The organism is Streptomyces sp. NPDC012637 (genome assembly GCF_042954805.1).
Lineage (GTDB): Bacteria > Actinomycetota > Actinomycetes > Streptomycetales > Streptomycetaceae > Streptomyces.
In genome coordinates, this window is the sequence record NZ_JBIBDS010000003.1 from 259,621 (window position 1) to 280,491 (window position 20,871).

The 20,871-nt window shown below is 72.9% G+C and carries 23 protein-coding genes and 1 other RNA gene; 12 read left to right on the forward strand and 12 right to left on the reverse strand.

Translation table 11 applies throughout. The features are described 5' to 3' along the window. Window positions 1-945, forward strand: coding sequence for a 3-oxoacyl-ACP reductase (locus tag ACFY8W_RS14185; RefSeq protein WP_391104476.1), 945 nt, complete (start codon window positions 1-3; stop codon window positions 943-945). Window positions 946-1,089: 144 nt separating this feature from the next. Here the strand turns inward: ACFY8W_RS14185 and ACFY8W_RS14190 are convergent, their stop codons facing one another. Further along, a complete protein-coding gene (locus ACFY8W_RS14190; protein WP_391104479.1) occupies window positions 1,090-1,212 on the reverse strand; it encodes a hypothetical protein in 123 nt (40 codons plus the stop codon). A 50-nt stretch (window positions 1,213-1,262) separates the two neighbouring features. After that, the gene (locus tag ACFY8W_RS14195; protein ID WP_391104481.1) at window positions 1,263-2,432 is read right to left on the reverse strand and encodes a hypothetical protein; all 1,170 of its coding nucleotides are present in this window, start codon (window positions 2,430-2,432) and stop codon (window positions 1,263-1,265) included. 367 nt (window positions 2,433-2,799) lie between these two features. On the opposite strand from ACFY8W_RS14195, the gene ACFY8W_RS14200 reads away from it, so the two are divergent. From ACFY8W_RS14200 to ACFY8W_RS14220, 5 genes are all read left to right on the forward strand, one after another. After that, window positions 2,800-3,837: an ABC transporter substrate-binding protein gene (locus ACFY8W_RS14200; protein WP_391104483.1), complete on the forward strand. Its 1,038-nt coding sequence runs from the start codon at window positions 2,800-2,802 to the stop codon at window positions 3,835-3,837. A gap of 149 nt (window positions 3,838-3,986) precedes the next feature. Next, window positions 3,987-4,805 (forward strand): Nif3-like dinuclear metal center hexameric protein, encoded by an 819-nt coding sequence (locus tag ACFY8W_RS14205; protein ID WP_391104485.1) that lies wholly within the window; start codon window positions 3,987-3,989, stop codon window positions 4,803-4,805. A 47-nt stretch (window positions 4,806-4,852) separates the two neighbouring features. Further along, the gene (locus ACFY8W_RS14210; RefSeq protein WP_391105530.1) at window positions 4,853-5,596 is read left to right on the forward strand and encodes a C4-type zinc ribbon domain-containing protein; all 744 of its coding nucleotides are present in this window, start codon (window positions 4,853-4,855) and stop codon (window positions 5,594-5,596) included. Further along, window positions 5,596-7,035 (forward strand): bifunctional RNase H/acid phosphatase, encoded by a 1,440-nt coding sequence (locus ACFY8W_RS14215; protein ID WP_391104488.1) that lies wholly within the window; start codon window positions 5,596-5,598, stop codon window positions 7,033-7,035. The genes ACFY8W_RS14210 and ACFY8W_RS14215 overlap by 1 nt, the downstream gene beginning before the upstream one ends. A gap of 229 nt (window positions 7,036-7,264) precedes the next feature. Next, on the forward strand, window positions 7,265-8,056 hold the full coding sequence (locus ACFY8W_RS14220) for a GNAT family N-acetyltransferase (RefSeq protein ID WP_391104489.1): 792 nt from the start codon (window positions 7,265-7,267) through the stop codon (window positions 8,054-8,056). A 39-nt stretch (window positions 8,057-8,095) separates the two neighbouring features. Here the strand turns inward: ACFY8W_RS14220 and eda are convergent, their stop codons facing one another. Beyond that, a complete protein-coding gene (gene eda, locus ACFY8W_RS14225) occupies window positions 8,096-8,731 on the reverse strand; it encodes a bifunctional 4-hydroxy-2-oxoglutarate aldolase/2-dehydro-3-deoxy-phosphogluconate aldolase (protein WP_391104491.1) in 636 nt (211 codons plus the stop codon). A gap of 264 nt (window positions 8,732-8,995) precedes the next feature. Further along, window positions 8,996-9,763 (reverse strand): peroxide stress protein YaaA, encoded by a 768-nt coding sequence (yaaA, locus tag ACFY8W_RS14230; protein ID WP_391104492.1) that lies wholly within the window; start codon window positions 9,761-9,763, stop codon window positions 8,996-8,998. A 425-nt stretch (window positions 9,764-10,188) separates the two neighbouring features. Here yaaA and ACFY8W_RS14235 point away from each other — a divergent pair, with 425 nt between their 5' ends. Continuing rightward, entirely contained in the window at window positions 10,189-11,634 is a 1,446-nt protein-coding gene (locus ACFY8W_RS14235) for an RNB domain-containing ribonuclease (protein WP_391104493.1), read from the forward strand. Here ACFY8W_RS14235 and ACFY8W_RS14240 read toward each other — a convergent pair. Further along, a complete protein-coding gene (locus tag ACFY8W_RS14240; protein WP_391104494.1) occupies window positions 11,579-12,484 on the reverse strand; it encodes a hypothetical protein in 906 nt (301 codons plus the stop codon). The genes ACFY8W_RS14235 and ACFY8W_RS14240 overlap by 56 nt on opposite strands. Next, on the reverse strand, window positions 12,481-13,230 hold the full coding sequence (locus ACFY8W_RS14245) for a MerR family DNA-binding transcriptional regulator (RefSeq protein ID WP_391104497.1): 750 nt from the start codon (window positions 13,228-13,230) through the stop codon (window positions 12,481-12,483). Before ACFY8W_RS14245 ends, ACFY8W_RS14240 begins: the two co-directional genes overlap by 4 nt. A 134-nt stretch (window positions 13,231-13,364) precedes the next feature. Here ACFY8W_RS14245 and ACFY8W_RS14250 point away from each other — a divergent pair, with 134 nt between their 5' ends. Beyond that, a complete protein-coding gene (locus ACFY8W_RS14250) occupies window positions 13,365-13,943 on the forward strand; it encodes a Uma2 family endonuclease (protein ID WP_391104499.1) in 579 nt (192 codons plus the stop codon). A 54-nt stretch (window positions 13,944-13,997) separates the two neighbouring features. Next, window positions 13,998-14,396: RNase P RNA component class A (gene rnpB, locus ACFY8W_RS14255), an RNA gene on the forward strand. A 276-nt stretch (window positions 14,397-14,672) separates the two neighbouring features. Here the strand turns inward: rnpB and ACFY8W_RS14260 are convergent. The 5 genes from ACFY8W_RS14260 to ACFY8W_RS14280 all read right to left on the reverse strand — a co-directional run bounded on the left by ACFY8W_RS14260 (window position 14,673) and on the right by ACFY8W_RS14280 (window position 17,658). Next, the gene (locus ACFY8W_RS14260; RefSeq protein ID WP_391104502.1) at window positions 14,673-14,969 is read right to left on the reverse strand and encodes a DUF6087 family protein; all 297 of its coding nucleotides are present in this window, start codon (window positions 14,967-14,969) and stop codon (window positions 14,673-14,675) included. 17 nt (window positions 14,970-14,986) lie between these two features. After that, window positions 14,987-16,150: an ATP-grasp peptide maturase system methyltransferase gene (gene tgmC, locus ACFY8W_RS14265; protein ID WP_391104504.1), complete on the reverse strand. Its 1,164-nt coding sequence runs from the start codon at window positions 16,148-16,150 to the stop codon at window positions 14,987-14,989. Beyond that, window positions 16,147-17,106 (reverse strand): ATP-grasp ribosomal peptide maturase, encoded by a 960-nt coding sequence (gene tgmB / locus ACFY8W_RS14270; RefSeq protein ID WP_391104506.1) that lies wholly within the window; start codon window positions 17,104-17,106, stop codon window positions 16,147-16,149. Before tgmB ends, tgmC begins: the two co-directional genes overlap by 4 nt. A gap of 5 nt (window positions 17,107-17,111) precedes the next feature. Continuing rightward, window positions 17,112-17,372 (reverse strand): putative ATP-grasp-modified RiPP, encoded by a 261-nt coding sequence (gene tgmA, locus ACFY8W_RS14275; RefSeq protein WP_391104509.1) that lies wholly within the window; start codon window positions 17,370-17,372, stop codon window positions 17,112-17,114. A 79-nt stretch (window positions 17,373-17,451) separates the two neighbouring features. Continuing rightward, a complete protein-coding gene (locus tag ACFY8W_RS14280) occupies window positions 17,452-17,658 on the reverse strand; it encodes a hypothetical protein (RefSeq protein WP_391104510.1) in 207 nt (68 codons plus the stop codon). A gap of 347 nt (window positions 17,659-18,005) precedes the next feature. Between ACFY8W_RS14280 and ACFY8W_RS14285 the strand changes: the two genes are divergently transcribed. Both ACFY8W_RS14285 and ACFY8W_RS14290 read left to right on the forward strand, forming a co-directional pair. Beyond that, window positions 18,006-19,262, forward strand: coding sequence for a helix-turn-helix domain-containing protein (locus tag ACFY8W_RS14285; protein ID WP_391104512.1), 1,257 nt, complete (start codon window positions 18,006-18,008; stop codon window positions 19,260-19,262). 16 nt (window positions 19,263-19,278) lie between these two features. Then, complete coding sequence (locus ACFY8W_RS14290) at window positions 19,279-19,632, forward strand: hypothetical protein (RefSeq protein ID WP_391105532.1); 354 nt, start codon at window positions 19,279-19,281, stop codon at window positions 19,630-19,632. Window positions 19,633-19,832: 200 nt separating this feature from the next. Here ACFY8W_RS14290 and ACFY8W_RS14295 read toward each other — a convergent pair whose 3' ends face one another. After that, window positions 19,833-20,201 carry a MazG-like family protein gene (locus ACFY8W_RS14295; protein WP_391104514.1) on the reverse strand — a complete coding sequence of 123 codons (369 nt, stop codon included), beginning with the start codon at window positions 20,199-20,201 and terminating at the stop codon, window positions 19,833-19,835. Window positions 20,202-20,328: 127 nt separating this feature from the next. On the opposite strand from ACFY8W_RS14295, the gene ACFY8W_RS14300 reads away from it, so the two are divergent. Then, window positions 20,329-20,661, forward strand: a complete 333-nt coding sequence (locus ACFY8W_RS14300; protein ID WP_391104517.1) for a nuclear transport factor 2 family protein — start codon at window positions 20,329-20,331, stop codon at window positions 20,659-20,661. The last annotated feature ends 210 nt before the right edge of the window (window positions 20,662-20,871 follow it).

Sequence of the window (20,871 nt, forward strand, 5' to 3'; positions counted from 1 at the left end):
ATGTCACTGCCTCTTGAGGGGCTGAGCGCGATCGTCACCGGTGCCGGCCGCGGCCTCGGCCGGGCCGAGGCGCTGGAACTGGCCAGGCTGGGCGCGGCGGTGGTCGTCAACGACTACGGCCAGCCCGGGCGCGACGGCTCCGGCGAGGCCTCGGCGGCGCCCGCCGAGGAGGTCGCGGCGGAGATCCGCGCGGCGGGCGGCCGGGCGGTCGCCCACCTCGGCGACGTCGCCGACTTCGAGACCGCGCGCGGTCTGGTCGACCTGGCCGTGGGCGAGTTCGGGAAGCTGGACGTCCTGGTCAACAACGCGGGCATCCTGCGCGACCGGATGGTCTTCTCGATGAGCGAGGACGAGTGGGACGCGGTCATCCGCGTCCACCTCAAGGGCCACTTCAACACCACGCACTTCGCCGCCGTGCACTGGCGCGGCCGGGCCAAGGCGGGCGAGAGCGGCGTCTACGGCCGGATCGTCAACACCTCGTCCGAGGCCTTCCTGGCCGGTTCGGCCGGTCAGCCCAACTACGCTGCCGCGAAAGGCGGGATCGTCGGACTGACCACCTCCACGGCGCTGGCCCTCGCCAGGTACGGCGTCACCGCGAACGCCATCTGCCCGCGGGCCCGCACCCGGATGACCGAGGACGTGTTCGCCGGCTTCGCCGAGCCGACGGCCGAGGACGAGCTCGACCCGCTGTCGCCGGAGCACGTGGCGCCGCTCGTCGGCTATCTCGCCTCCCCGGCGGCGGCCGGCGTCAACGGCCAGCTCCTCGTCGTCCACGGCGGCATGGTGGCGATCGTGGAACGGCCCAGGGTGGCCGCGAAGTTCGACACGGCGAAGGACGTCTTCACGTACGAGGAGCTGGACGGACTCCTGACGCCGCACTACGCGGCGCGCCCGGCGGGCGAGACCTTCGCGGCGGCGGAGGTGCTGGGCCTGAAGAAGGGCTGACCCGGGAGCGACGGCCAGGGGCGGGAGCCAGGACTGCCCGGGGTCCGTCAGGGTCGCCGAAGACCATCCACACGGGGGTGTGGTGGGGAACGCGAACGGCCCCCGGACCGTCGTCCGGGGGCCGTTCGCGTGCTCAGAGCGCAGTCATCGCGCGTCGGGTTCGCGCCGGTGGCGGCCGTGCGGGGAGGACGACGAGTCCTCCGCCGGCGCGGCCGGTCCGCGGTGCTTGCCCGAGCCGTTCTGATCCTGCGCGTCCGTGTTGCTCATGGTGGAACTCACCCCGTAGTCGTCGCTCTTTCTGGTGCGGCCCCGAGAGTCTAGCCAGCGGGTTTACGGTTGGTGAGCGGAGCCTGCTGCAACGGCACGGGGCGGCACACCCTGGGCTCCGGAGCGCCGCTTTCCGTTTCGGACAGGGAGGGTTCGGCACCCTCGGGCCCCGCCTCGGCCGGTTCCTCGGCCGGCTCCGCCAGGGCGGCGAGGCCGCAGGGAGCCCCGGGCGTCGCGTACGGCAGGAGCAGGACGCCGTCGGCCGTCCACAGGCCCGAGCCGGCCAGCCAGCCGACGGGCGCGGCGAGGTGGCGCATCCGTCGTGAGGAGGGCCGCCACACGCCCACCCAGCTGCCGGCCATCGCGTCGATCCGGAGTGCGACACCGCAGTTCTCCGGCACCAGCACCTGCCCGGGCTGGACGGCGATGGGCGTCACCGCCGCGTCGTCGAGCCGCAGGCACTCCGGGAAGCGGACCGGCAGCAGGCTGCCGAGCACGCCCCAGCCGAGCCGGTCGTGGCCCGGCGACGGCGCGTCGGAGCGGATGAGCAGCAGACCGCTGTCGGGATCGGCGAGGAGCAGCCGGTCGTTGCTGTCCTCGGTGATCTGGAGCAGTGGCGTGACCTCGCCACCGCGCTCCAGGTCGATGGCGACCGCCTTCACCGGGCCGTCGTCCAGCTGCCGGTCGAGCGCGAGCATCCGTCCCGTACGGTCCAGCCAGACGCCGCCCGTGCAGCGGCCCTTGACCACGGCCACCTGCTCGGGGCCGAAGGCCCCGCCCGCCACCAGCCACAGGGTGGTGGTGTCGGGGCCGACGCACATCGCGTACGCGCAGATGCCGTCCGGCGACGGCGGCAGCAGTGTCAGGGCGCCGGGCGCGGGTGCCTCGACGGAGCCGAGGGAGAGCTGGCCGGTGTCGGGCCCGGTGGGGTAGAGGAGCGAGAACGCGTACCGGCGGCCGTCCACGGCGCGGCCGACCAGCACGCGGCCGTCCGCCAGCGGCGTCAGGAGCGCGCCGGGCTCCTCGGGCTGCGCGAGCGGCAGCGGTACGGCGTAGGGCTCGGGTCCGTCGAGGGTCCAACGCTCCACGTAGAAGGCGTCTCCGGAACCGGCGAGCCGCGCCGCGTAGGCGCCGTTCGCGGTGATCGTGAACGCTCCGGGGCTGGCGGCGGGGCTTCCGTGGCCGTCTCCCGTGGTCGTCTCGATGGCACAGGCTGTCATCGGATCGTCACCTCCGGCCACGAAGCTAGTTTTCGCACTTCCAGCCGAACAACACGAGCCACCCCACTTCACCCCAAAGGGTGGCGGTCGTTCGCTTTCTCCGAGCGGAGGGGGCGGGTTGTGCTGGTGGGGCCCGGGGTGGATAAGGTAAGGCGACCCTAAGTGGAATCAGTGAGTCCGCGGACGGGTCGCGAGCTGCCGTTTCCGGCGGCCCGGCAGTCCTGCGGTCGTGCGTTCCTGCGGTCCCGCGGCTCTGGCCTCGGTCCGCGGACCGCCGTCAGGACGCGGCCGGCGGTCCGGAAGCGGTCCGTGCTCCGAATGCAGTAGTCCCCGCAGTCCCACCCCGTACGCGTACAGGAGACCCGCCATGTCCCTTCGCCGCCGCGGCATCGCAGCCGCCGCCCTCAGCCTCGCCGCCGCGCTCACCCTCGCGGCCTGCGGAGGCGGTGACGGCTCCCCGGAGGGCGCCAAGAAGGACGAGGGCGGCAAGAAGAAGGACGTCGCCGTCGGCGGCAAGGACTTCGGCGACGCCGCCGCCAAGACGGCGGCCATGGGGACCGACGCCGAGGCCGGCCGGTTCCCGCGCACGCTCACCCACGCACTCGGCAAGACCGAGATCAAGTCCGCCCCGAAGCGCGTCGTCGTGCTCGACGTCGGCGAGCTCGACAACGTGGTCTCCCTCGGCATCAAGCCCGTCGGCTACGCCCCCTCCGAGGGCGACGACGGCATCCCCGGCTACCTCGCCAAGGACGCCGGCGCTCCGAAGTCCGTCGGCACCATCAACAACCTCAACCTGGAGGCCATCGCCAACCTCCAGCCCGACCTCATCCTCGGCAGCCAGCTGCGCGCCGCCGACAAGTACGACGAGCTGTCGAAGATCGCGCCCACCGTCTTCTCCATCCGTCCGGGCTTCACGTGGAAGGAGAACTACCTCCTCAACGCCGCCGCCCTGGACAAGACGGCCGAGGCGAAGTCGAAGCTCGCCGCGTACGAGACCAAGGCCGGGCAGCTCGGCAAGGACATCGGCCCGAACAAGCCGACCGTGTCGATGGTCCGCTACCTCCCGGGCAAGATCCGCCTCTACGCCAAGGCCTCCTTCATCGGCACCATCCTCGAGGACGTCGGCCTGCCGCGGCCGAAGAACCAGCAGGTGAACGACCTCGCCGTCGAGGTCAGCCCGGAGAAGATCGACCAGGCCGACGGCGACTGGATCTTCACCGGCGTGTACGGCGACCCGAAGGCCACCAAGCGCGACACCGCGCAGGGCAACCCGCTCTGGAAGAACCTCGAGGCGGTCAAGGCCGGCCGGGCGAAGGACGTCCCGGACGAGACCTGGTACCTGGGCCTCGGCGTGACGGCCGCCGACAGCGTGCTCGACGACCTGCGCGCCGACCTCGTGAAGTAGGAGGAGGAGCCCCCGGCGCCGGCCGACGGCACCAGGGGCTCCTTCCGCGAAGATCACCGCAACCGCCGACCGCGTGACCCCGGCGGCGACCACCTCCGCGGGAGCGGCGCCGGTTCAGGCGCAAACAGGAGACAGGTAGCCTTTCTCCCGTGCCCCGTCTGTCTGAAGTCATCGCCGAGCTCGACGCCCTCTGGCCACCGGAGCGGGCCGAGCAGTGGGACGCCGTCGGCACGGTCTGCGGCGACCCCGACGCGGAGGTCCGCCGCGTCCTCTTCGCCGTCGACCCCGTCCAGGAGATCGCCGACGAGGCGATCGGCCTCGGCGCCGACCTGGTCGTCACCCACCACCCGCTCTATCTGCGCGGCACGACCACCGTCGCCGCCTCCCACTTCAAGGGCCGGGTCGTGCACACCCTGATCAAGCACGACATCGCCCTGCACGTGGCGCACACGAACGCCGACACCGCCGAGCCGGGCGTCTCCGACGCCCTCGCCGGCGCCCTCGACCTGCGGGTCACCGGGCCGCTCGTCCCGGAGAACGGCCTCGGCCGGATCTGCGAGCTCGACCAGCCGGAGACCCTCGCCGAGTTCGCCGCGCGCGCCGCGAAGCGGCTGCCCGCCACGGCGCAGGGCATCCGGGTCGCCGGCGACCCGGACATGCGGGTGCGCCGGGTCGCCGTCAGCGGCGGCTCGGGCGACAGCCTCTTCGACGCCGTCCGGGCCGCGGGCGTGGACGCCTTCCTCACCGCGGACCTCCGCCACCACCCGGTCTCCGAGGCGACCCAGCACTCACCCATCGGGCTCGTCGACGCCGCTCACTGGGCCACCGAATGGCCCTGGTGCGAGCAGGCCGCCGCGCAGCTCGACACGATCTCCGACCGCCACGGCTGGGACCTCAGGGTCCACGTCTCGAAGACGGTCACCGACCCCTGGTCCGCTCACGTCGCCCCCGCCGCCGCCCTCCCATAGAGCGCTACGCGCGCCCCTTCCGACTACACCTCTTCTGGAGCCCCCAACTGAACGCCGCGCCCGCCGACCAGATCCGACTCCTCGACGTCCAGGCGCTGGACGTACGCCTCCAGCAGATCGCGCACAAGCGCAGGTCGCTGCCCGAGCACGCCGAGATCGAGTCGCTCAACAAGGACCTCACCCAGCTGCGCGACCTGCTCGTCGCCGCGCAGACCGAGGAGAGCGACTGCGCCCGCGAGCAGACCAAGGCGGAGCAGGACGTCGACCAGGTGCGCCAGCGCGCCGCGCGCGACCAGCAGCGCCTCGACTCCGGCGCCGTCTCCTCGCCGAAGGACCTGGAGAACCTCCAGCGCGAGATCACCTCGCTGGCCAAGCGCCAGGGCGACCTGGAGGAGATCGTCCTCGAGGTCATGGAGCGCCGCGAGTCCGCGCAGGAGCGGGTCGCGGAGCTGACCGAGCGGGTCTCCGCCGTCCAGGCCAAGGTCGACGACGCGACCGGCCGCCGTGACGCCGCCCAGGCGGAGCTCGACGGCGAGGCCGCCTCGGTCGCCAAGGAGCGTGAGCTCGTGGCGGGTTCCGTCCCGGCCGACCTGATGAAGCTGTACGAGAAGCTGCGCGAGCAGCAGGGCGGGGTCGGCGCGGCGCGGCTGTACCAGCGCAAGTGCGAGGGCTGCCACATCGAGCTGAACATCACCGAGCTCAACGAGGTCCGGGCGGCCGCGGCCGACGCGGTCGTGCGCTGCGAGAACTGCCGCCGGATCCTGGTCCGCACGTCGGAGTCCGGCCTGTAATGCGCGAACTCGTGGTCGAGGCCGACGGCGGCTCCCGGGGCAACCCGGGACCCGCCGGCTACGGCGCGGTGGTCCTCGACCCGGCGACGGGGGAGACCCTCGCCGAGCGGGCCGAGTACATCGGCGTCGCCACGAACAACGTGGCCGAGTACAAGGGCCTGGTGGCCGGTCTGCGGGCGGCCTTCGAGCTCTTCCCGGACGCGACCGTCCACGTCCGCATGGACTCCAAGCTGGTCGTCGAGCAGATGTCCGGCCGCTGGAAGATCAAACACCCCGACATGAAGCCGCTGGCCGCCGAGGCGGGCCGGGTCTTCCCGCCGGGCCGGGTGCGGTACGAGTGGATCCCGCGCGAGCGCAACAAGCACGCGGACCGGCTCGCGAACGAGGCGATGGACGCCGGGCGCCGCGGCGAGCAGTGGTCGCCCTCGGCGTCCACCGCGGCCGTGGACCACGCCGCCGGACTCGCGACGGCGCGCGCGGCCGCCGGCGACGCGACGGCCGGCGCGGCCCGGGCGAGGGCGGCCCTGACGGGCGCGGGTACGGCCTCCCGCCCGGATACCGCCACCGCCGGCGCGCGGCCCGAGCCGGAGCCCGACGGCCTGTTCGCCCCCGACGCGGCCCTGGCGGCCCAGGCCCGCGCCTCCCTGGCCACCGCGGCCACCACCGACCGCGAGGCCGCGACGAGCGGCGACTTCGAGGCGGAGGCGGCCCACCCGACGGCCGGCGCGACGCCCACGGAACGCCCGCCGGCCCTGACGCCGGCCACCAAGGCGCCCGCCGCGCCGACCGCGCCGGGCTGGTCGGGACCCGACATGGGCGCGCCCGCCACGTTCGTGCTGCTGCGGCACGGGGAGACGGCGCTGACGCCCGAGAAGCGGTTCTCGGGAAGCGGCGGCGCGGACCCGGAGCTGTCCCCGGCCGGGCTCCGGCAGGCCGAGGCCGTGGCGGCGGGCCTCGCCGCGCGCGGCACGATCCAGGAGATCGTCAGCTCGCCGCTCACCCGCTGCCGCCAGACCGCTCAGGCGGTCGCCGACCGCCTCGGCCTGGACGTCCGGATCGACAACGGGCTGCGCGAGACCGATTTCGGCGCCTGGGAGGGCCTGACCTTCGCGGAGGTCCGCGAGCGGTACAAGGACGACCTGGACGCCTGGCTCGCCTCCCCGAAGGCAGCGCCGACCGGCGGCGGCGAGAGCTTCGCGACGGTCTCCCGCCGCGTCGCCGCGACCCGCGACCGCCTGACCGCCGCCCACGCGGGCCGCACGGTCCTCCTCGTCACCCACGTGACGCCGATCAAGACCCTGGTCCGCCTGGCCCTCGGCGCCCCGCCGGAGTCCCTCTTCCGCATGGAACTCTCGGCGGCCTCGATCTCGGCGGTCGCCTACTACGCGGACGGCAACGCCTCGGTACGGCTCCTGAACGACACGTCGCACCTGCGGTAGGCGATCCGGCCGGCGGGTGAGCCGGCCGGTTCGGGGGGCGGCCGGTGGGCGATCCGGCCGGTTCGCGGGGTGGCTGGGTGATGGGCGGCCGGTGCGCGATCCGGCCGGTTCGACGGGCGGCCGGTGCGCGATCCGGCCGGTGCGCGGGGCGGCCGGTGTGCGGGGCTGCCGGGTGCAGGGGCGGCGAAAACGGCTGGACCCCGGCCCGGGGCCGTATGACCATCACCGCATGGGCTGGCACTTCACCGAGGATCCCGAGGTCTTCCGGCGCGCCGCGCACGCGCGGCTGAGCGCCGAACCGGCACGGAACACCACGCTGCTCGGCATGCTCGACGCCGACGGGCCGCGCGGATGGTGGGACGGCCCGGGCGGCGGCGGCTTCCTCGCGACGCCGGCCGGGATGCTGCTGCTCGGGGTGATGTCCGACGCCGCCGCACGTGCGCTGGGCGCCGTCGCCCTGCCGTACGAAGCCGAAGTCACCGCCGTACGGGGCGAGTCCGGGACCGTCGAGGCGTACGCGCGGGCCACCGGCCGCCCGTGGCGGACCACCCTGCGGCTGCGGCTGTACCGGCTCGCCGAGCTGACGCCGCCGCATCCCGCGCCGCCGGGCGCGCCGCGCGTGGCGGGGCAGGCCGACGTGCCGCTCGCGGCCGCGTGGATGCGGGAGTTCGCCCGGGACGTCGGCGAGGACGCAGACGCCGACTACACCGCGAACGTCGAGGCCCGCGTCGCGGACGGCCGGCTCCTTCTCTGGGAGACGGACGGCGAGCCCGTCGCCATGGCGAGCGTCTCACGTCCCGCCGCGGGCCACGCACGCGTCTCGCCCGTCTACACCCCGCCCGCCCACCGCGCCCGGGGCTACGGCGGCGCCGTGACCGTCGCGGTCACCCGCGCCGCCCGCGCGGCGGGCGCCGACCAGGTCCTCCTCTTCACCGACGTGGCCAACCCGACGAGCAACGCCCTCTACCAGCGCCTCGGTTACCGCCCGATCGGCGACCACTCCGCCGTGGAGTTCGCGTAGGCCCGTCCGGCGACCAGGACCGGCCGGACCCGTCGCGGACTAGGGCCCAGGAACCGCCCGGCGGGCCAGCGCCGCCGCCTCGCGGGCCAGTGACTCGACCCGCGGCCAGTCGCGCGTCGCGAGCGCGTCCGCCGGCAGCATCCATGTGCCGCCGACGCAGGCCACGTTCGGCAGGGCGAGGTAGGACGGCGCGGAGGCGAGCGAGATGCCGCCGGTGGGACAGAAGCGGGCCTGGGGGAGCGGGCCGGAGAGCGACGTGAGGTAGGGGACGCCGCCCGCCGCCTCCGCCGGGAAGAACTTCATGTCCGTGACGCCGCGTTCGAGGAGCGCCACGACCTCCGAGGTCGTCGACACCCCCGGCAGGAACGGCGCGCCCGAGTCCCGCATCGCGTCGAGCAGCGAGTCCGTCCAGCCGGGGCTGACGAGAAACCGGGCCCCGGCGCCGACCGCGTCCGCGACGCCCGCCGCCGACACGACCGTGCCCGCACCGACGACGGCCTCGGGGACGCCGTCCGCGACGGCCCGGATCGCGTCGAGCGCGGCAGGCGTGCGCAGGGTCACCTCGATCGCCGGAAGGCCGCCGGCCACGAGTGCGCGGGCCAGCGGCACGGCGTCGGCGGCGTCCTCGATCACGACGACGGGAACGACGGGGGCGAGGTCGAGCACGCTCGTCATGCGCTCCATCCTGCCGACGGCAAGCGGAGCACGCAACGAACGTTGCGTATGCTGCAACGCGAGGTGATGCCGGCCCTCGTAAGGGGTTGACCGGCCCCTCGCGAAGCGATGCCTGGCCCGAGAACCCGGCCCCTTTGCGGAATGAGAGCTCGGCCCCTCGTGAGGTCAGGGCCCGGCCCCCTCGTCAGGTGAGGTTCGGCCCCTCGTGAGGCCAGAGCCGGCCCCTCGCGAGGGGCCGGCCCGGCTCCCTTATGCGTGACGGCCCTAGTGGATCTCGTCGACCAGCACGTCGAGCGCGCCCGCCTTGCCGCCGTCCTCCACCACGTAGCCCAGATCGCGCAGCGCCTCCACCAGGTCCGCCACGCCCGCCGGCTCCGCGCCCGCCTCCAGCAGGCTGCGCACGATGCGCCCCTTCGTCGCCTTGTTGAAGTGGCTGACCACCTTCCGCGTCGGCGCGTGCAGCACCCGCACCGTCGCCGTCCGGGCCGCCACCTCGCCCTTGGGCTTCCAGGCCGTCGCGTACGCCGCCGAGCGCAGGTCGAGGACCAGGCCGTCGCCCGCCGCCTCCGGCATGACCGAGGCCATCGCCCCGCGCCAGTGCGCGCCGAGCGCGCCGAGACCCGGCAGCTTCACTCCCATCGAGCAGCGGTACGACGGGATCCGGTCGGTCACCCGGACCGCGCCCCACAGCCCCGAGAACACCAGCAGCGAGCCCGCGGCCCGCTTCCGTGCGGCCGCGTCGAGCGTGGCGAGGCCGAGGGCGTCGTACAGCACACCGGTGTAGATCTCCCCGGCGGGCCGCGCCCCGGCCGTCCGCAGCCCGGCGTTCTTGGCGACCTCGCCGCGCAGCCCCTCGCTGAGCCCCAGCACCTCGCGCGCCTTCTCCTCGTCGCCGACGCACAGCTCGACCAGCTCGTCGAGCACCGCGGCCCGCGCCTCCGCGAGCCCCTGCAGCGACAAGCCCTCCGCCTTCAGCGGCGCCCCACGCCCCGAGGAGGCCTTTCCTTCGGAGGGCGGCAACAGGACGAGCACGGCGGTTCTCCTTCGTACGTACGGGGGTGGGGGTGCGGCCCCAGTGCCCCAGCGTACGAGGTGGGCGGACCGGCCCCGGCCGGACGTCGTCGGCGGACGGGTCGCGGGCAGGCGCACAGGCGGGCACGGCACCGCAGGCAGGCGGGCACGGCATCGCAGGCAGGCGGGCCAGGAGGCACGGCACCGCAGGCAGGCAGGCACGGCACCGCAGCCGCCCCCGGCCCGTTCGCGCGACCATGAGGCGGCCTCCGGCCCGTTCGCGCGACCATGGGGCGGCCTCCGGCCCGTTCGCGCGGCCATGGGGCGGCCTCCGGCCCGCTCGCGCGGCCACGGGGCGGCTCCCGGCCGGTCGGCCGCTGCCGGTCAGCCGCCGTCCCCCTCCCGCACGACGTGCCACCCTCCGTCCCCGGCCATACGCTCGGTCCATGCCCCGTCGCCACATTCACGTGACCGGCGCAGCCGAGGCTCCGTTGCGGGCCGCGCTGCGCGCGCTTCGGACGGAGCTGGGGACTCCGGGCGCGTTCCCGGCCGACGTCCTCGCCGAGGCGGAGGCCGCGGCCAAGGCGCCCCGGCTGCCCGGGCGCGACGCGACGGACCTGCCCTTCTTCACGATCGACCCGCCCACCTCCACCGACCTCGACCAGGCCATGCACCTCGCCCGCCGGGCCGGCGGCGGCTACCGCGTGCACTACGCCATCGCCGACGTCGCCGCCTTCGTCACGCCCGGCGGCGCGATCGACGCCGAGGCGCACCGCCGCGTCCTCACCCTCTACTTCCCTGACGGCAAGGTCCCCCTCCACCCCGCCGTCCTCTCCGAGGGCGCCGCCAGCCTCCTCCCCGGCGAGCCCCGGCCCGCCGTGCTCTGGCGCATCGACCTCGACGCCGACGGGCGCCGCGTGGCCACCGACGTCCGCCGCGCCCTCGTCCGCAGCCGGGAGAAGCTCGACTACGAGGGTGTGCAGCGCCGCATCGACGCCGGTACCGCCGAGGAACCGCTCGCGCTGCTCCGCGAGATCGGCACCCTGCGCGAGCGGCTGGAGGGCGAACGCGGCGGCATCTCCCTCAACGTCCCCGAGCAGGAGATCGTCGAGCACGACCACACCTACACGCTCGCCTACCGGGCCCCGCTCCCCGCCGACGGCTGGAACGCGCAGATCTCCCTCCTCACCGGCATGGCCGCCGCCGACCTCATGACCGCCGCCGGCACCGGGATCCTGCGCACCCTGCCCACCGCGCCCGACGGCGCCGTGGCCCGGCTGCGCCGGTCCGCGCAGGCGCTCGGGGTCGACTGGCCGCACCACGTCTCGTACGCGGACGTCGTCCGTTCCGTCGACCCCACGGACCCGCGGCACGCCGCCTTCCTCCAGGAGTGCACGACCCTGCTGCGCGGCGCGGGCTACACCGTCTTCACCGACGGCGAGGTGCCGATGCCCGCCGTGCACGCGGCCGTCGCCGACGAGTACACCCACTGCACGGCGCCGCTGCGGCGGCTGGTCGACCGTTACGCCGGCGAGCTGTGCGTGGCGGCGATGGCGGGGCAGGAGCCGCCGGAGTGGGTGCGGGCCGCCCTGCCCGCCCTGCCCGACGAGATGGCGTCGGGCGCGCGCCGCGCCAACGCCGTCGAGCGCGAGAGCGTCGACATCGTGGAGGCGGCGCTGCTCAGCGGCCGGATCGGGGAGCTCTTCGACGCGTATGTGATCGACGTCAAGGAGCGCGAACCGTCGGTCGGCACCGTCCACCTGGAGCAGCCGGCTGTCGTCGCCCGCATCGAGGGCGGCGGCGAGGCCGGGCTGCCGCTGGGGGAGTGGCTGCGGGTCAGGCTGACGCAGGCGGATCCGGGACGGGCGAAGGCGCGGTTCGTCCCGGCGTGAGGGAGGCCTCGGGCCGGTCGTGAAGGGCGTCCCGGAGGGCGCGGTGGAGGGCGCGGGCGTCGTCCGCGTGGAGGCGGACGACCCGTACCGGGCGGGGCCCGCCGAGCAGCCGGGGCGCGTCGACCGCCTCGGTCAGCTCCAGGGTGAGCGAGGTCTGGGACCCGACGGCGAGGTTCAGCTCGCCGTCCTTCTTCGCGTGCGAGAACAGCGACTCCTGCCGCACGGCGGCGATCCGCTCCAGCGGGATCGTCACGTCCACGTGGGCCGCCTGCCGTACGTGCAGGGCGTCGCCGGTCAGCAGGTGCGGCCGGGTCGCGGAGGCGGCGTGCAGACCGAGGACGAAGAGCACGGTGTACACGTCGAGGACCAGGACGACCGCGTGGACCACCGGCCAGTCGGCCAGGAGGTACGACATGCCGACCGTCTCGACGACGCAGACGAAGGCGAAGCCGTACATCAGGGCAGCCTGGTCGCGGGCGTGCGGGAACGCCGTCGCGCCCGGCCCTCCCAGGTCCGGCCGCCGGGCCGTCCACCGGCCGAGGCTCGCCATCAGCCGCAACTCGTGCCCCACGAGCCGCAGCGCGGGCTCGGGCACCAGCGCGCGCACGGCCTCCCGTGCCCCCAGCCCCCGCCGCCGCAGGCGCAGGAAGGCGACGCCGTGGGCGAGGAGCAGCAGGGTGACGGCGACCTCGGAGACGGTGAGGACGGCGGGAGGTATCCGCACGCCGGCGACGAGACACACGACGAGGACGAACTCGGCGGGCAGCAGGGCGTACGCGAACCAGTTCACGAGCCGGCGCCAGGCGGTGGCGGCCCTGCCCCGAGCCATGGCCCCGGTGGCCCCGCTCATCGCGCACGCTCCGCCACGAGACGCAGGGCGAGGCGTACGGCGGCGGCCTGGGCGGGGGCGAGGTCGCCGAAGAACACCTCGGCGAGCCCGTCCTCCGGTACCTCGACGCCCGCCTCGTCCGGCAGGGCGGCGGCGAGCACCGCGGCGGCCTCCGTGACCAGCGGGTCGTCGGGCGCGGCGTCGGCGAGGGCGTCGAGCCGGGCGTAGATCGCGGAGGCGTGGGCGGCGGTGCCGCGCATCAGCTCCATGAGCCGGGCCCGCTCCTCCTCCGGGACGACGGTGTCGAGCAGGGTGAGGATCTCGCGGTCCTTGGCCGCCATCGGCGAGTCGGCCGGACCGCCGGGCGCGCCGGGCTCGCCGAGGTCGGCGAGGAGCGCGGCCAGCTCGGGCGAGACGGGCCCCTCGGCGGCGAGCCGGCCCTCCCGGGCCCGCGCGAGCAGCTCGGCCAGCCGCGCCCGCCGCTCCCGCAGCACCCGCTCCTGCCGTTCCAGGTCCGCGTCCAGCTCCTCCAGCACCTCCACGAGCTCCCGCCCCTCGTCGTCCGCGATCACGTCCCCGACCTCGTCGAGCCCGAGCCCCAGCTCCGCCAGCCGCCGGATCCGCGCGAGCAGCACGGCGTCCCGGATCCCGTACTCCCGGTACCCGTTGGCCCGCCGCGCGGGCTCGGGCAACAACCCCGTCCGGTGGTAATGCCGCACGGCCCGCGGGGTGACCCCGACGAGCGCGGCGATCTCGCCGATACGCATGGCTCCAGTAGAAACCTTGACGCTGCGACAAGGTCAAGCGCGGTCCGGGGGCCGCTGCGGATCGTGTGCCACGATCGAGGGAGCGACAGTCGATCTCAGGGACGGCCGGTGTCTCCATGTCCGACGATCACGGCATGACTGCCATGCCGCACGAACCACTCACGCAGGAGGACGTCCTGCTGGAGGGCTTTCTGGCGCTGGACACGCCGGAGGGCTTCCGCGCGGAGCTGATCGAAGGGGAGATCGTCGTGACGCCGCCGCCGGACGGGGACCATGAGAAGCACATCAGTCGGATCGCCAGGCAGGTGATCCGGCGGGCACTGGCCGACATGGACTTCTCGGGCAACAAGGGCCTGCGGTTGACGAGTGCTGCCGGCCAGCCCCGTGACCATGTCATCCCGGACATCACGTTTGCGCCCCTCGTCGCGGACGTGTTCGGAGGCGCCGACTCCTGGATGCCCGGTGACGGCGTCGCCATGGCCCTCGAAGTCACCTCGACCCGGCCGAACAAGGATCGCGACGTCAAACGCCGCTGTTACGCCCGCGGCCGTATCCCGCTCCACCTGCTGGTGGACCGCGACGACTCCACCGTGACGCTCTTCACCGATCCGCAGAACGGTGACTACCGAGAGCAGCACCGGGTGCCCTTCGGCAAGCCGGTCCCGCTGCCCGAGCCCTTCGGTTTCGACCTGGAGACGTCCGACCTCCTCTGACCCGGCCCGACCCGGCCCGACCGGAACGCCAGGTAGCATGGTCGGCACGGCAGACGAGCCGGGCGGGCGGCCGCGTGGGGGTCTTCGGATCCTCCCGAGGAACGTCCGGGCTCCACAGGGCAAGGTGGTGGCTAACGGCCACCCGGGGTGACCCGCGGGACAGTGCCACAGAAAACAGACCGCCGGGGACCTCGGTCCTCGGTAAGGGTGAAACGGTGGTGTAAGAGACCACCAGCGCCTGAGGTGACTCAGGCGGCTAGGTAAACCCCACCAGGAGCAAGGTCAAAAGGGGACACCTCGGTGTCCCTGCGCGAACGATCGAGGGCTGCCCGCCCGAGTTCGCGGGTAGACCGCACGAGGCCGGCGGCAACGCCGGTCCTAGATGGATGGCCGTCACCCCGACGACCGCGAGGTCCCGGGGTACAGAACCCGGCGTACAGCCCGACTCGTCTGCCCCTTAGGTCTCTGACATTCGATATCGCAGGTCAGGGGACTTTTCTCGCGCGGAATCGTGGATGCGCCTCACCTCGTTCCGTACCGGTCCAAACCGAACCTCGCCGCTACGAAGGTAGCCACGCTTGGCGGGATTGGTGCGGGTGTCGGCCGTGCCGGGGCGGCCTTCACCGTTATGCGTCTACGCCTCGGTGGCGCCGACGATTTGGATCGTCAGGCGGTCTGCCGCGAGGGCGCCGTTTCGGAGGCATGGCACGGGCCAGTGATCCAGCAGAGTCATGAGGGCGTCGGAGGCTTCCGATGTCTGCCGGTACCGGGGCCGAGCTTCGGTGACGCCTCAGGAGTGGCGGCAGCCTCGGCGTGGGGAAACAGGATGCGCCGTGCTTCCGCGAGATTCGCCGCGAAGCCGTGCGCCTCCCACAGATGGCCGTTCCACCGCTGGATCGCACGGGGCGCATCGGGGTTCAGATGCGATGCCCTCGGGCCGTCGCCGCTCACGAGGGGGACGGCGCGAAGCTGCCCGATCCTCGCGTCACGACGCTCGGCCCACTGGGAGAGCGGTTCGTCGTCCATGTCCGGAGCGTAGTGGGTCAGGCGATCCGGTGCTCCCAGCGCAGGGAGGGGACCCGGCCGATCCAGTACCGGTGGGACGCGGGCGTCACATGGAGCCTTACGGAGTCGATCCCCGGCGCCCCGGCGTCCTGCCAGGCGACGAGAGAACGCTCCACGTCGTCCCACAAGGCCACCGGGCCGCCCTGGCGAACGGTCCAGCTCTTGCCGTCGGCGAGGAACTCAGCGAACGACTCCTTCTCCGGATCGAACAGGTACAGCATGGGCGACCCGTCACCGTCCATCGCGCGGACGAACTGAGCGCCGGGCGCGGCCAGCTGTGCCAGGAAGGCGGGCATCCATTCCTCAAGGACGAGAGGGGGCAACAGAGCGGTCCGCTCACTGTCCGCGTACGCGGTCCGGGCGGAGAGATCGCCGGCCACGGGATCCACTGCCTGGGCCCGCGCCTGCATGAAGGCGGAGCGCCCGACGATCGAGCCCTCGGCGGTGCCGTCGTCGCCGACGACCAGTTTCGCGAGGCCGGTTCCCCACGGCCACGAGCCGACCGTGCCGAGGACAACGCCTCCGGGTCTCGTCTGCCTGATCCATGCGTACGGGATGCGGCGGACCGCGCAGGTGGCGATGACGCGGTCGTACGGTGCCCGGTACGGGTGGCCGAGGAGGCCGTCGCCCGCCACCGTCCACGTCGAGAAGCCGGTGGCTTCGAGAGCGGCATCGGCCCGGGTGGCCACCTGTGCGTCGACCTCCACCGTGGTGACGTTGTCCTCGCCGAGGTAGTGGCACATCAGGGCTGTGGAGTAGCCGGTGCCTGTGCCGATCTCCAGGACTCGGTGGCCCTTCGCGAGGTCCAGGGTCTCGATCATGCCGACGACGGTGGCCGGGTCGGTCGAGGAGGACGTGGGCACGCCCACGACGGGTTCGCCGGCCTGGTCGGCGGTGAGGTGACCATCGAGTTGGGTGGTAAGGGTGTCGACGCTGTATGCGATCTTCAGCCACTCGTCCGGGTCCGCGCCTGCGGCGGTGACAGGCCGCCAGGTCCGCCCCTCGTCCAGGAACACTCCCGGGTGGAGGAACCGCTCGCGGGGGACGGACTCGACGGCCTCACGCAGCCAGGGGGATTTCAGGACCCCTTCAATCACGAGAACGGTCGCCATACGGCGTCGCTCGCATGCCGGGTCGGTCATCGGCGGCCTCCTTGTGCGAGTAGGTCGGCGAAGGCGGCGGACATCGGGAGGCCGGTCTCGGTCTCCAGCCACCCCCACTGTCCGTTGGGATTCAGTTCCAGCCACCAGTAGTCCCCGGCGCGGTCGACCGCGAGGTCGAAGCTTCCCGAGACCAAGTCCAGCCGGTCCAGGTAGGCGTGCAGTCCCTCGGTCACCCGGTCGGGAAGGTGCTCCACGGTGTAGGTCAGGGCGCTGTAGTACTCGCGCCAGTCCAGGAGATCGGAGTCGATGCGTACGGCGAACGTATGCCGGCCTACGAGCAGTACGCGGACGTCGGCGCCTTTGTCCACGCGGGCCTGGAACAGGTGGGGCGCGACCCGAACGCTGTCGTCGATCTCCTCGGGGGCGACGGGGGCAGCCCACCCCGTCACCGGTACGCCATCACGCGTGTAGGGGGTCCATCGCAGCGTCTTGAAGATCGCCTGCCTCTGAGCCTCGACGAACTCGCGGGCCTCGACCGGGTCGTTGGTGACAAGGGTGGCCGGGATGGTGAAGCCGAGTTGCTGGGCGAGAACGAGCTGCGCGGGTTTGTAGTCGGCTGCGGCAACGCGCAGGGGGTGGTCGACCCAGAGCGGGCCGCCCAGGGCGTAGAGGGTGCCACCGAGTCCGTAGCGGACCTGCGCCGCCGCGAACCGTGAGTCGTCAGCGGACAGGTGGGGAAACGTGGGCCATTCCGGGCGGCGCCAGTACACCGACCGGACCTGGGTCACATCAGCGGTTCTCGACGGGGTGCGCACCTGCCCGACCATCGGGGCCGAGCAGGTGCCGAACCGAGCCGAGACCGCGAGGGTTTCGCCGAAGTCGGCGGGGTTGAACCGGACCACCGGCACATCGCGCCGGTTGAGTTCGGTGATCACCATGTCGGCGGTGATGTCGTCCGCCTCGGTGGCCACCAGAACCGGCCTCTCCTCGGTCATGGTCATCAGTCCTGCGTGCTGTCCTGATCGTGACCCTGGTCGTTCTGGGAGTCCGAGTTCGTCGTCGTGGAGGTCTCGGTGCCGGAGCTGGTGCCGTGCTTGCCCATCTCGACCACCTGCCCGACGCGGTCGCGGAACACCCCGAGCTGCGTCGTGGGGTCGATGGCGACCGTGGCGTGGGGTCGGCGGACGACCGTCGGGTAGGGCGCGAGTCGGCCCGCACCCCACGGCCGCGTGGGGGAGGGGAGTGCGACAGGGGTGGTCATGAGACTCCTTGGGTTGAAGGATGTGGTGCGGGAATCCGTCTGCGTCAGGGGGCGCGGACGGCGATCTGCGGGCCGCGGCTCAGGGGCGGGCGGCCTGGATGTTGCCGGCCGCGGTTGTCCACTCGACTCCGGACGCGGGCCGGATGTGCGCGATGCGGACCGTGCCGTGGTTGTGGAGCTCGTGTGTGACGGCGACGAGCACACCCTCCCCGCGCGAGGCGATGTCACGGACACGCGTGTCCAGGAGCGGGTGATGCTCGTAGCCGTCGGAACCGACCGGGTTCACTCCTCCGGCTCCTGCCGCGCCTCGGCGCGGCGCATGAACCTCGCCCAGCCGCCGGCCGCCCGTACCCGCAGAGCTGGGCTCGGCGCACCCGGCCGGGGCTCCGGCGGCGTGTACGCACGGCCACTGGCGCCAGGGTTCCTGCGGGGCAGTCCGGAGGTTGTCACGCGGTCGCTCCTCTCCGTGAGGAGCCGCCCGGAGGGTCCTTCGGCCTCCGAGCGGCGTGTGACCAGTGAACGACGATCCGTTACCTTCTCCCAGAGCGAACCTCGCGCAATGCCCGGGCGTTTCCCAGGCATTGGCGCGTGGCGGGCATGCCTGCGTGCAAGGGTTCTCGTGAGGGGAGACCTATGACGTCGAGGCGTAAGCACTTTGCGGAACGGCGCGCGGCCCAGGGTTACTCTCAGGAGGAATTCGCAGAAGCGCTTTCGGTGGCCACGTCCACCGTGGTCCGTTGGGAAAGTGGTCGTGCCACCCCGCGTCCCCACCAACGGCCGAAGATCGCAGGGCTGTTGGGAGTGACCCTCCCCGAGCTGGAAGCCCTTCTCTCCGACGAACAGCCGGCCGAGACAGCCGGGCTCTCCGCTGCTCCACCCCTCCTCCATGGTGATGATGACGACATGAAGCGCCGCGAAGTCCTGGGTCTGCTCGCTGTTACGGGTGCGCTGGTCGCTCTTCCCGATCCTGGTGAGGCCGCCCGAGGGCGAGCAGTATCGACGCTCTTGGAGACAGGGGACGCGCTACACCGCAGCCTCTGGCAGGTCTACGCGCTATCGGACGCCAAGCAGGTCGTCTTTCCCGCGGTGCGCGCACAGCTCGACGTGATGGCGAAGGGTCTGACCGAGCCCCGTACTGCTGTGGATCGGTCCCGATTGTGTCGGATGACGGCCGACCTCTATCAGCTCGTCGGTGAGCTGTTCTTCGACGCCAACCGGTACACCGACGCTGCGCAGTGCTACACACTGGCCGCCAACGCGGCCTACGCCGGCGGCGACCACGACCTGTGGGCCTGTGCCATGACCCGCCACGCGTACGTCGAGCTGTACGCGCGCCGCGCGCACGCTGCCCAGCCCCTGCTCGCGGCAGCTTTCCGCATCGCCCGGAGGGGCGACGACACTCTCTCCACCCGCCACTGGGTCGCGGCTGTCCAGGCGCAGGCATACGCGGCCGTAGGAGATCTCGACGCGTGCAACCGGGCTCTGGACGAAGCTGAGAAAGTGCACGCTCTCGACGGCGCTCACTCCCACAACGGCGGCTGGCTCCGCTTCGACGGCTCCCGCCTGGCAGAGGAGAGGGGGGCCTGCTACCTCCAACTGGGCCGCCCTGATCTCGCCGAGGAAGCACTCACCGCAGCCCTTGCCCAGCCCCTGTCCCTGCGTCGCCGCGCCGCCGTTCTGAGCGACCTCGCCGTGCTCGGGGCGCACAGGCGGGACATCGACCAGGTCGTGCACTACGCGGAGCAAGCACTCGGACTGGCCGACCGGTCGAATTCGGGATTCATCGGCAAGAAGCTGGACGGGCTTCGGGGGCGTCTTGCCCCGCTCATGTCCGATGACCGAGTCTCGACTCTTGATCACCGAATCGCGGCGCTTCCGCGCACCGCATGACGAGAGGGACACGCGCATGAATGACGGCCGGATCTTCCGCGAGGCGTGGATCGACGGCGTGAACAAGCACTTCCCCGGCGAGCCCAAGCCCGGATACGTCTCGCCGTGGGACGAGACACCCGCGTGGGAGCGCGAAGCCGCCGCTGCCGTCTACCGGCAGGTGCGCGACTTCATCGAAGTCAGCGGCGGGCATGCGGCCCGGCTCACCCGTGAGCAGAAGGGCCGATTCGTCGCGATCTGCTGGACCGCCCAGATGTTCAGGCACTTCGAAGACCCGAAGCCCGGATATGTTGCCGACTGGTCCGACCTGCCGGTCTGGCAGCGGGAGACGGACGCGGACATCTTCGAACGCATCGAAGGGACCGCCTGACCTCAGGAGCGACGACGTCCCCGTCCGGGCCGATCCGGGCGGGGACGTTTACTACGTAGCCTTGTCAAAGCAGCCACGGAAGCACCATCCCTGCACGTCTGTGCAGGTCATAGCGCTGCGCCGACAGAACCCGGCGTACAGCCCGACTCGTCTGCCCCTCCCTCCTTCCCTCCCTCCCTCCAGCCGGGCCGCCCGGCCCCTCAGCCGTCGGATCCCTCCAGCGAGCGCTCCGCCACCCGTTCCACGTGGCGTGCGAAGACCTCAGGGGCCTTCGGGGTCAGGGTTCGCAGGGCGACCATCGCCGTGATGACGACGTCGCAGAGTTCGGCCTCGACGTCCTGCCACGTGTGGCTCGTGCCCTTGCGCGGGTTCTGGCCGGTCGCGCCGATCACCGCCTGGGCCGCTTCGCCGACCTCCTCCGAGAGTTTGAGGACGCGGAGCAGGATCTCCTCGTTGCGGGGCAGGTCCTGGTGGGCCGTCAGCCAGGTGTGGAGGCGGGAGATGGTGGGCCAGGGGTCCTGGGCGGCGGTCTCGGCGGCGGTCTCGGCCCCCGTGCTGGTGTCCGTCATGGGCGAAGCCTGGCAGGTTTCCGCGACGGCGGCCTCGGCCCCGGCGCTCGCCCGGGTGGCCGAGCCGCGGTGCGGGCGCCCGGCCCGGTTCCCGGGCCGGGGAACGGTTGCGGTGTACGGGTAGGGCATGACCATTCCCGTGGACCGGCTCAGCGACCCCGTCGTGCGGGCCTTCGTGACCGCCCTCAACGCCAACGACCAGGAGGCCTTCTTCGGGCTCCTGACCTCCGACGCCACCATGTCCGACGACGGTTCCGACCGGAACCTCCAGGAGTGGACCGAGCGCGAGGTCTTCTCCTCCAACGGCCGCATGGAGGTGGAGCACGAGACCGACGGCGGCCGCACCCTCGTCGCCACCTACACCAACGACACCTGGGGCTCCATGCGCACCGCCTGGCGCTTCACCGTGACCGGCGGACGGATCTCCCGGTTCGAGACCGGCCAGGCCCCCGCCGACTGACGGCGGCCGCACCCCGGGCGGGGCCCTCGGGCCCCGCCTCCGCTCTGCCCTCGGTTCCGTCACCGGCTCCGTCCATGGCGGGGTCCTCGCCCGCCACCGGTTCCGTTCCCGGTTCCGTCCATGGCGTGGTCCTCGGCCCCGCCACCAGTTCCGTTCCCGGCTCCGTCCATGGCGTGGTCCTCGGCCCCGCCACCGGATCCGTCCCCGGTT

What these genes read in the sequence shown, in the direction of transcription:
- ACFY8W_RS14185 (WP_391104476.1), top strand. Translation starts at nt 1, where the DNA reads ATGTCACTGCCTCTTGAGGGGCTGAGCGCGATCGTCACCGGTGCCGGC.
- ACFY8W_RS14190 (WP_391104479.1), bottom strand. Translation starts at nt 1,212, where the DNA reads ATGAGCAACACGGACGCGCAGGATCAGAACGGCTCGGGCAAGCACCGC.
- ACFY8W_RS14195 (WP_391104481.1), bottom strand. Translation starts at nt 2,432, where the DNA reads ATGACAGCCTGTGCCATCGAGACGACCACGGGAGACGGCCACGGAAGC.
- ACFY8W_RS14200 (WP_391104483.1), top strand. Translation starts at nt 2,800, where the DNA reads ATGTCCCTTCGCCGCCGCGGCATCGCAGCCGCCGCCCTCAGCCTCGCC.
- ACFY8W_RS14215 (WP_391104488.1), top strand. Translation starts at nt 5,596, where the DNA reads ATGCGCGAACTCGTGGTCGAGGCCGACGGCGGCTCCCGGGGCAACCCG.
- ACFY8W_RS14220 (WP_391104489.1), top strand. Translation starts at nt 7,265, where the DNA reads ATGGGCTGGCACTTCACCGAGGATCCCGAGGTCTTCCGGCGCGCCGCG.
- eda (WP_391104491.1), bottom strand. Translation starts at nt 8,731, where the DNA reads ATGACGAGCGTGCTCGACCTCGCCCCCGTCGTTCCCGTCGTCGTGATC.
- ACFY8W_RS14235 (WP_391104493.1), top strand. Translation starts at nt 10,189, where the DNA reads ATGCCCCGTCGCCACATTCACGTGACCGGCGCAGCCGAGGCTCCGTTG.
- ACFY8W_RS14240 (WP_391104494.1), bottom strand. Translation starts at nt 12,484, where the DNA reads ATGAGCGGGGCCACCGGGGCCATGGCTCGGGGCAGGGCCGCCACCGCC.
- ACFY8W_RS14245 (WP_391104497.1), bottom strand. Translation starts at nt 13,230, where the DNA reads ATGCGTATCGGCGAGATCGCCGCGCTCGTCGGGGTCACCCCGCGGGCC.
- ACFY8W_RS14250 (WP_391104499.1), top strand. Translation starts at nt 13,365, where the DNA reads ATGACTGCCATGCCGCACGAACCACTCACGCAGGAGGACGTCCTGCTG.
- ACFY8W_RS14260 (WP_391104502.1), bottom strand. Translation starts at nt 14,969, where the DNA reads ATGGACGACGAACCGCTCTCCCAGTGGGCCGAGCGTCGTGACGCGAGG.
- tgmC (WP_391104504.1), bottom strand. Translation starts at nt 16,150, where the DNA reads ATGACCGACCCGGCATGCGAGCGACGCCGTATGGCGACCGTTCTCGTG.
- tgmB (WP_391104506.1), bottom strand. Translation starts at nt 17,106, where the DNA reads ATGACCGAGGAGAGGCCGGTTCTGGTGGCCACCGAGGCGGACGACATC.
- tgmA (WP_391104509.1), bottom strand. Translation starts at nt 17,372, where the DNA reads ATGACCACCCCTGTCGCACTCCCCTCCCCCACGCGGCCGTGGGGTGCG.
- ACFY8W_RS14285 (WP_391104512.1), top strand. Translation starts at nt 18,006, where the DNA reads ATGACGTCGAGGCGTAAGCACTTTGCGGAACGGCGCGCGGCCCAGGGT.
- ACFY8W_RS14290 (WP_391105532.1), top strand. Translation starts at nt 19,279, where the DNA reads ATGAATGACGGCCGGATCTTCCGCGAGGCGTGGATCGACGGCGTGAAC.
- ACFY8W_RS14295 (WP_391104514.1), bottom strand. Translation starts at nt 20,201, where the DNA reads ATGACGGACACCAGCACGGGGGCCGAGACCGCCGCCGAGACCGCCGCC.
- ACFY8W_RS14300 (WP_391104517.1), top strand. Translation starts at nt 20,329, where the DNA reads ATGACCATTCCCGTGGACCGGCTCAGCGACCCCGTCGTGCGGGCCTTC.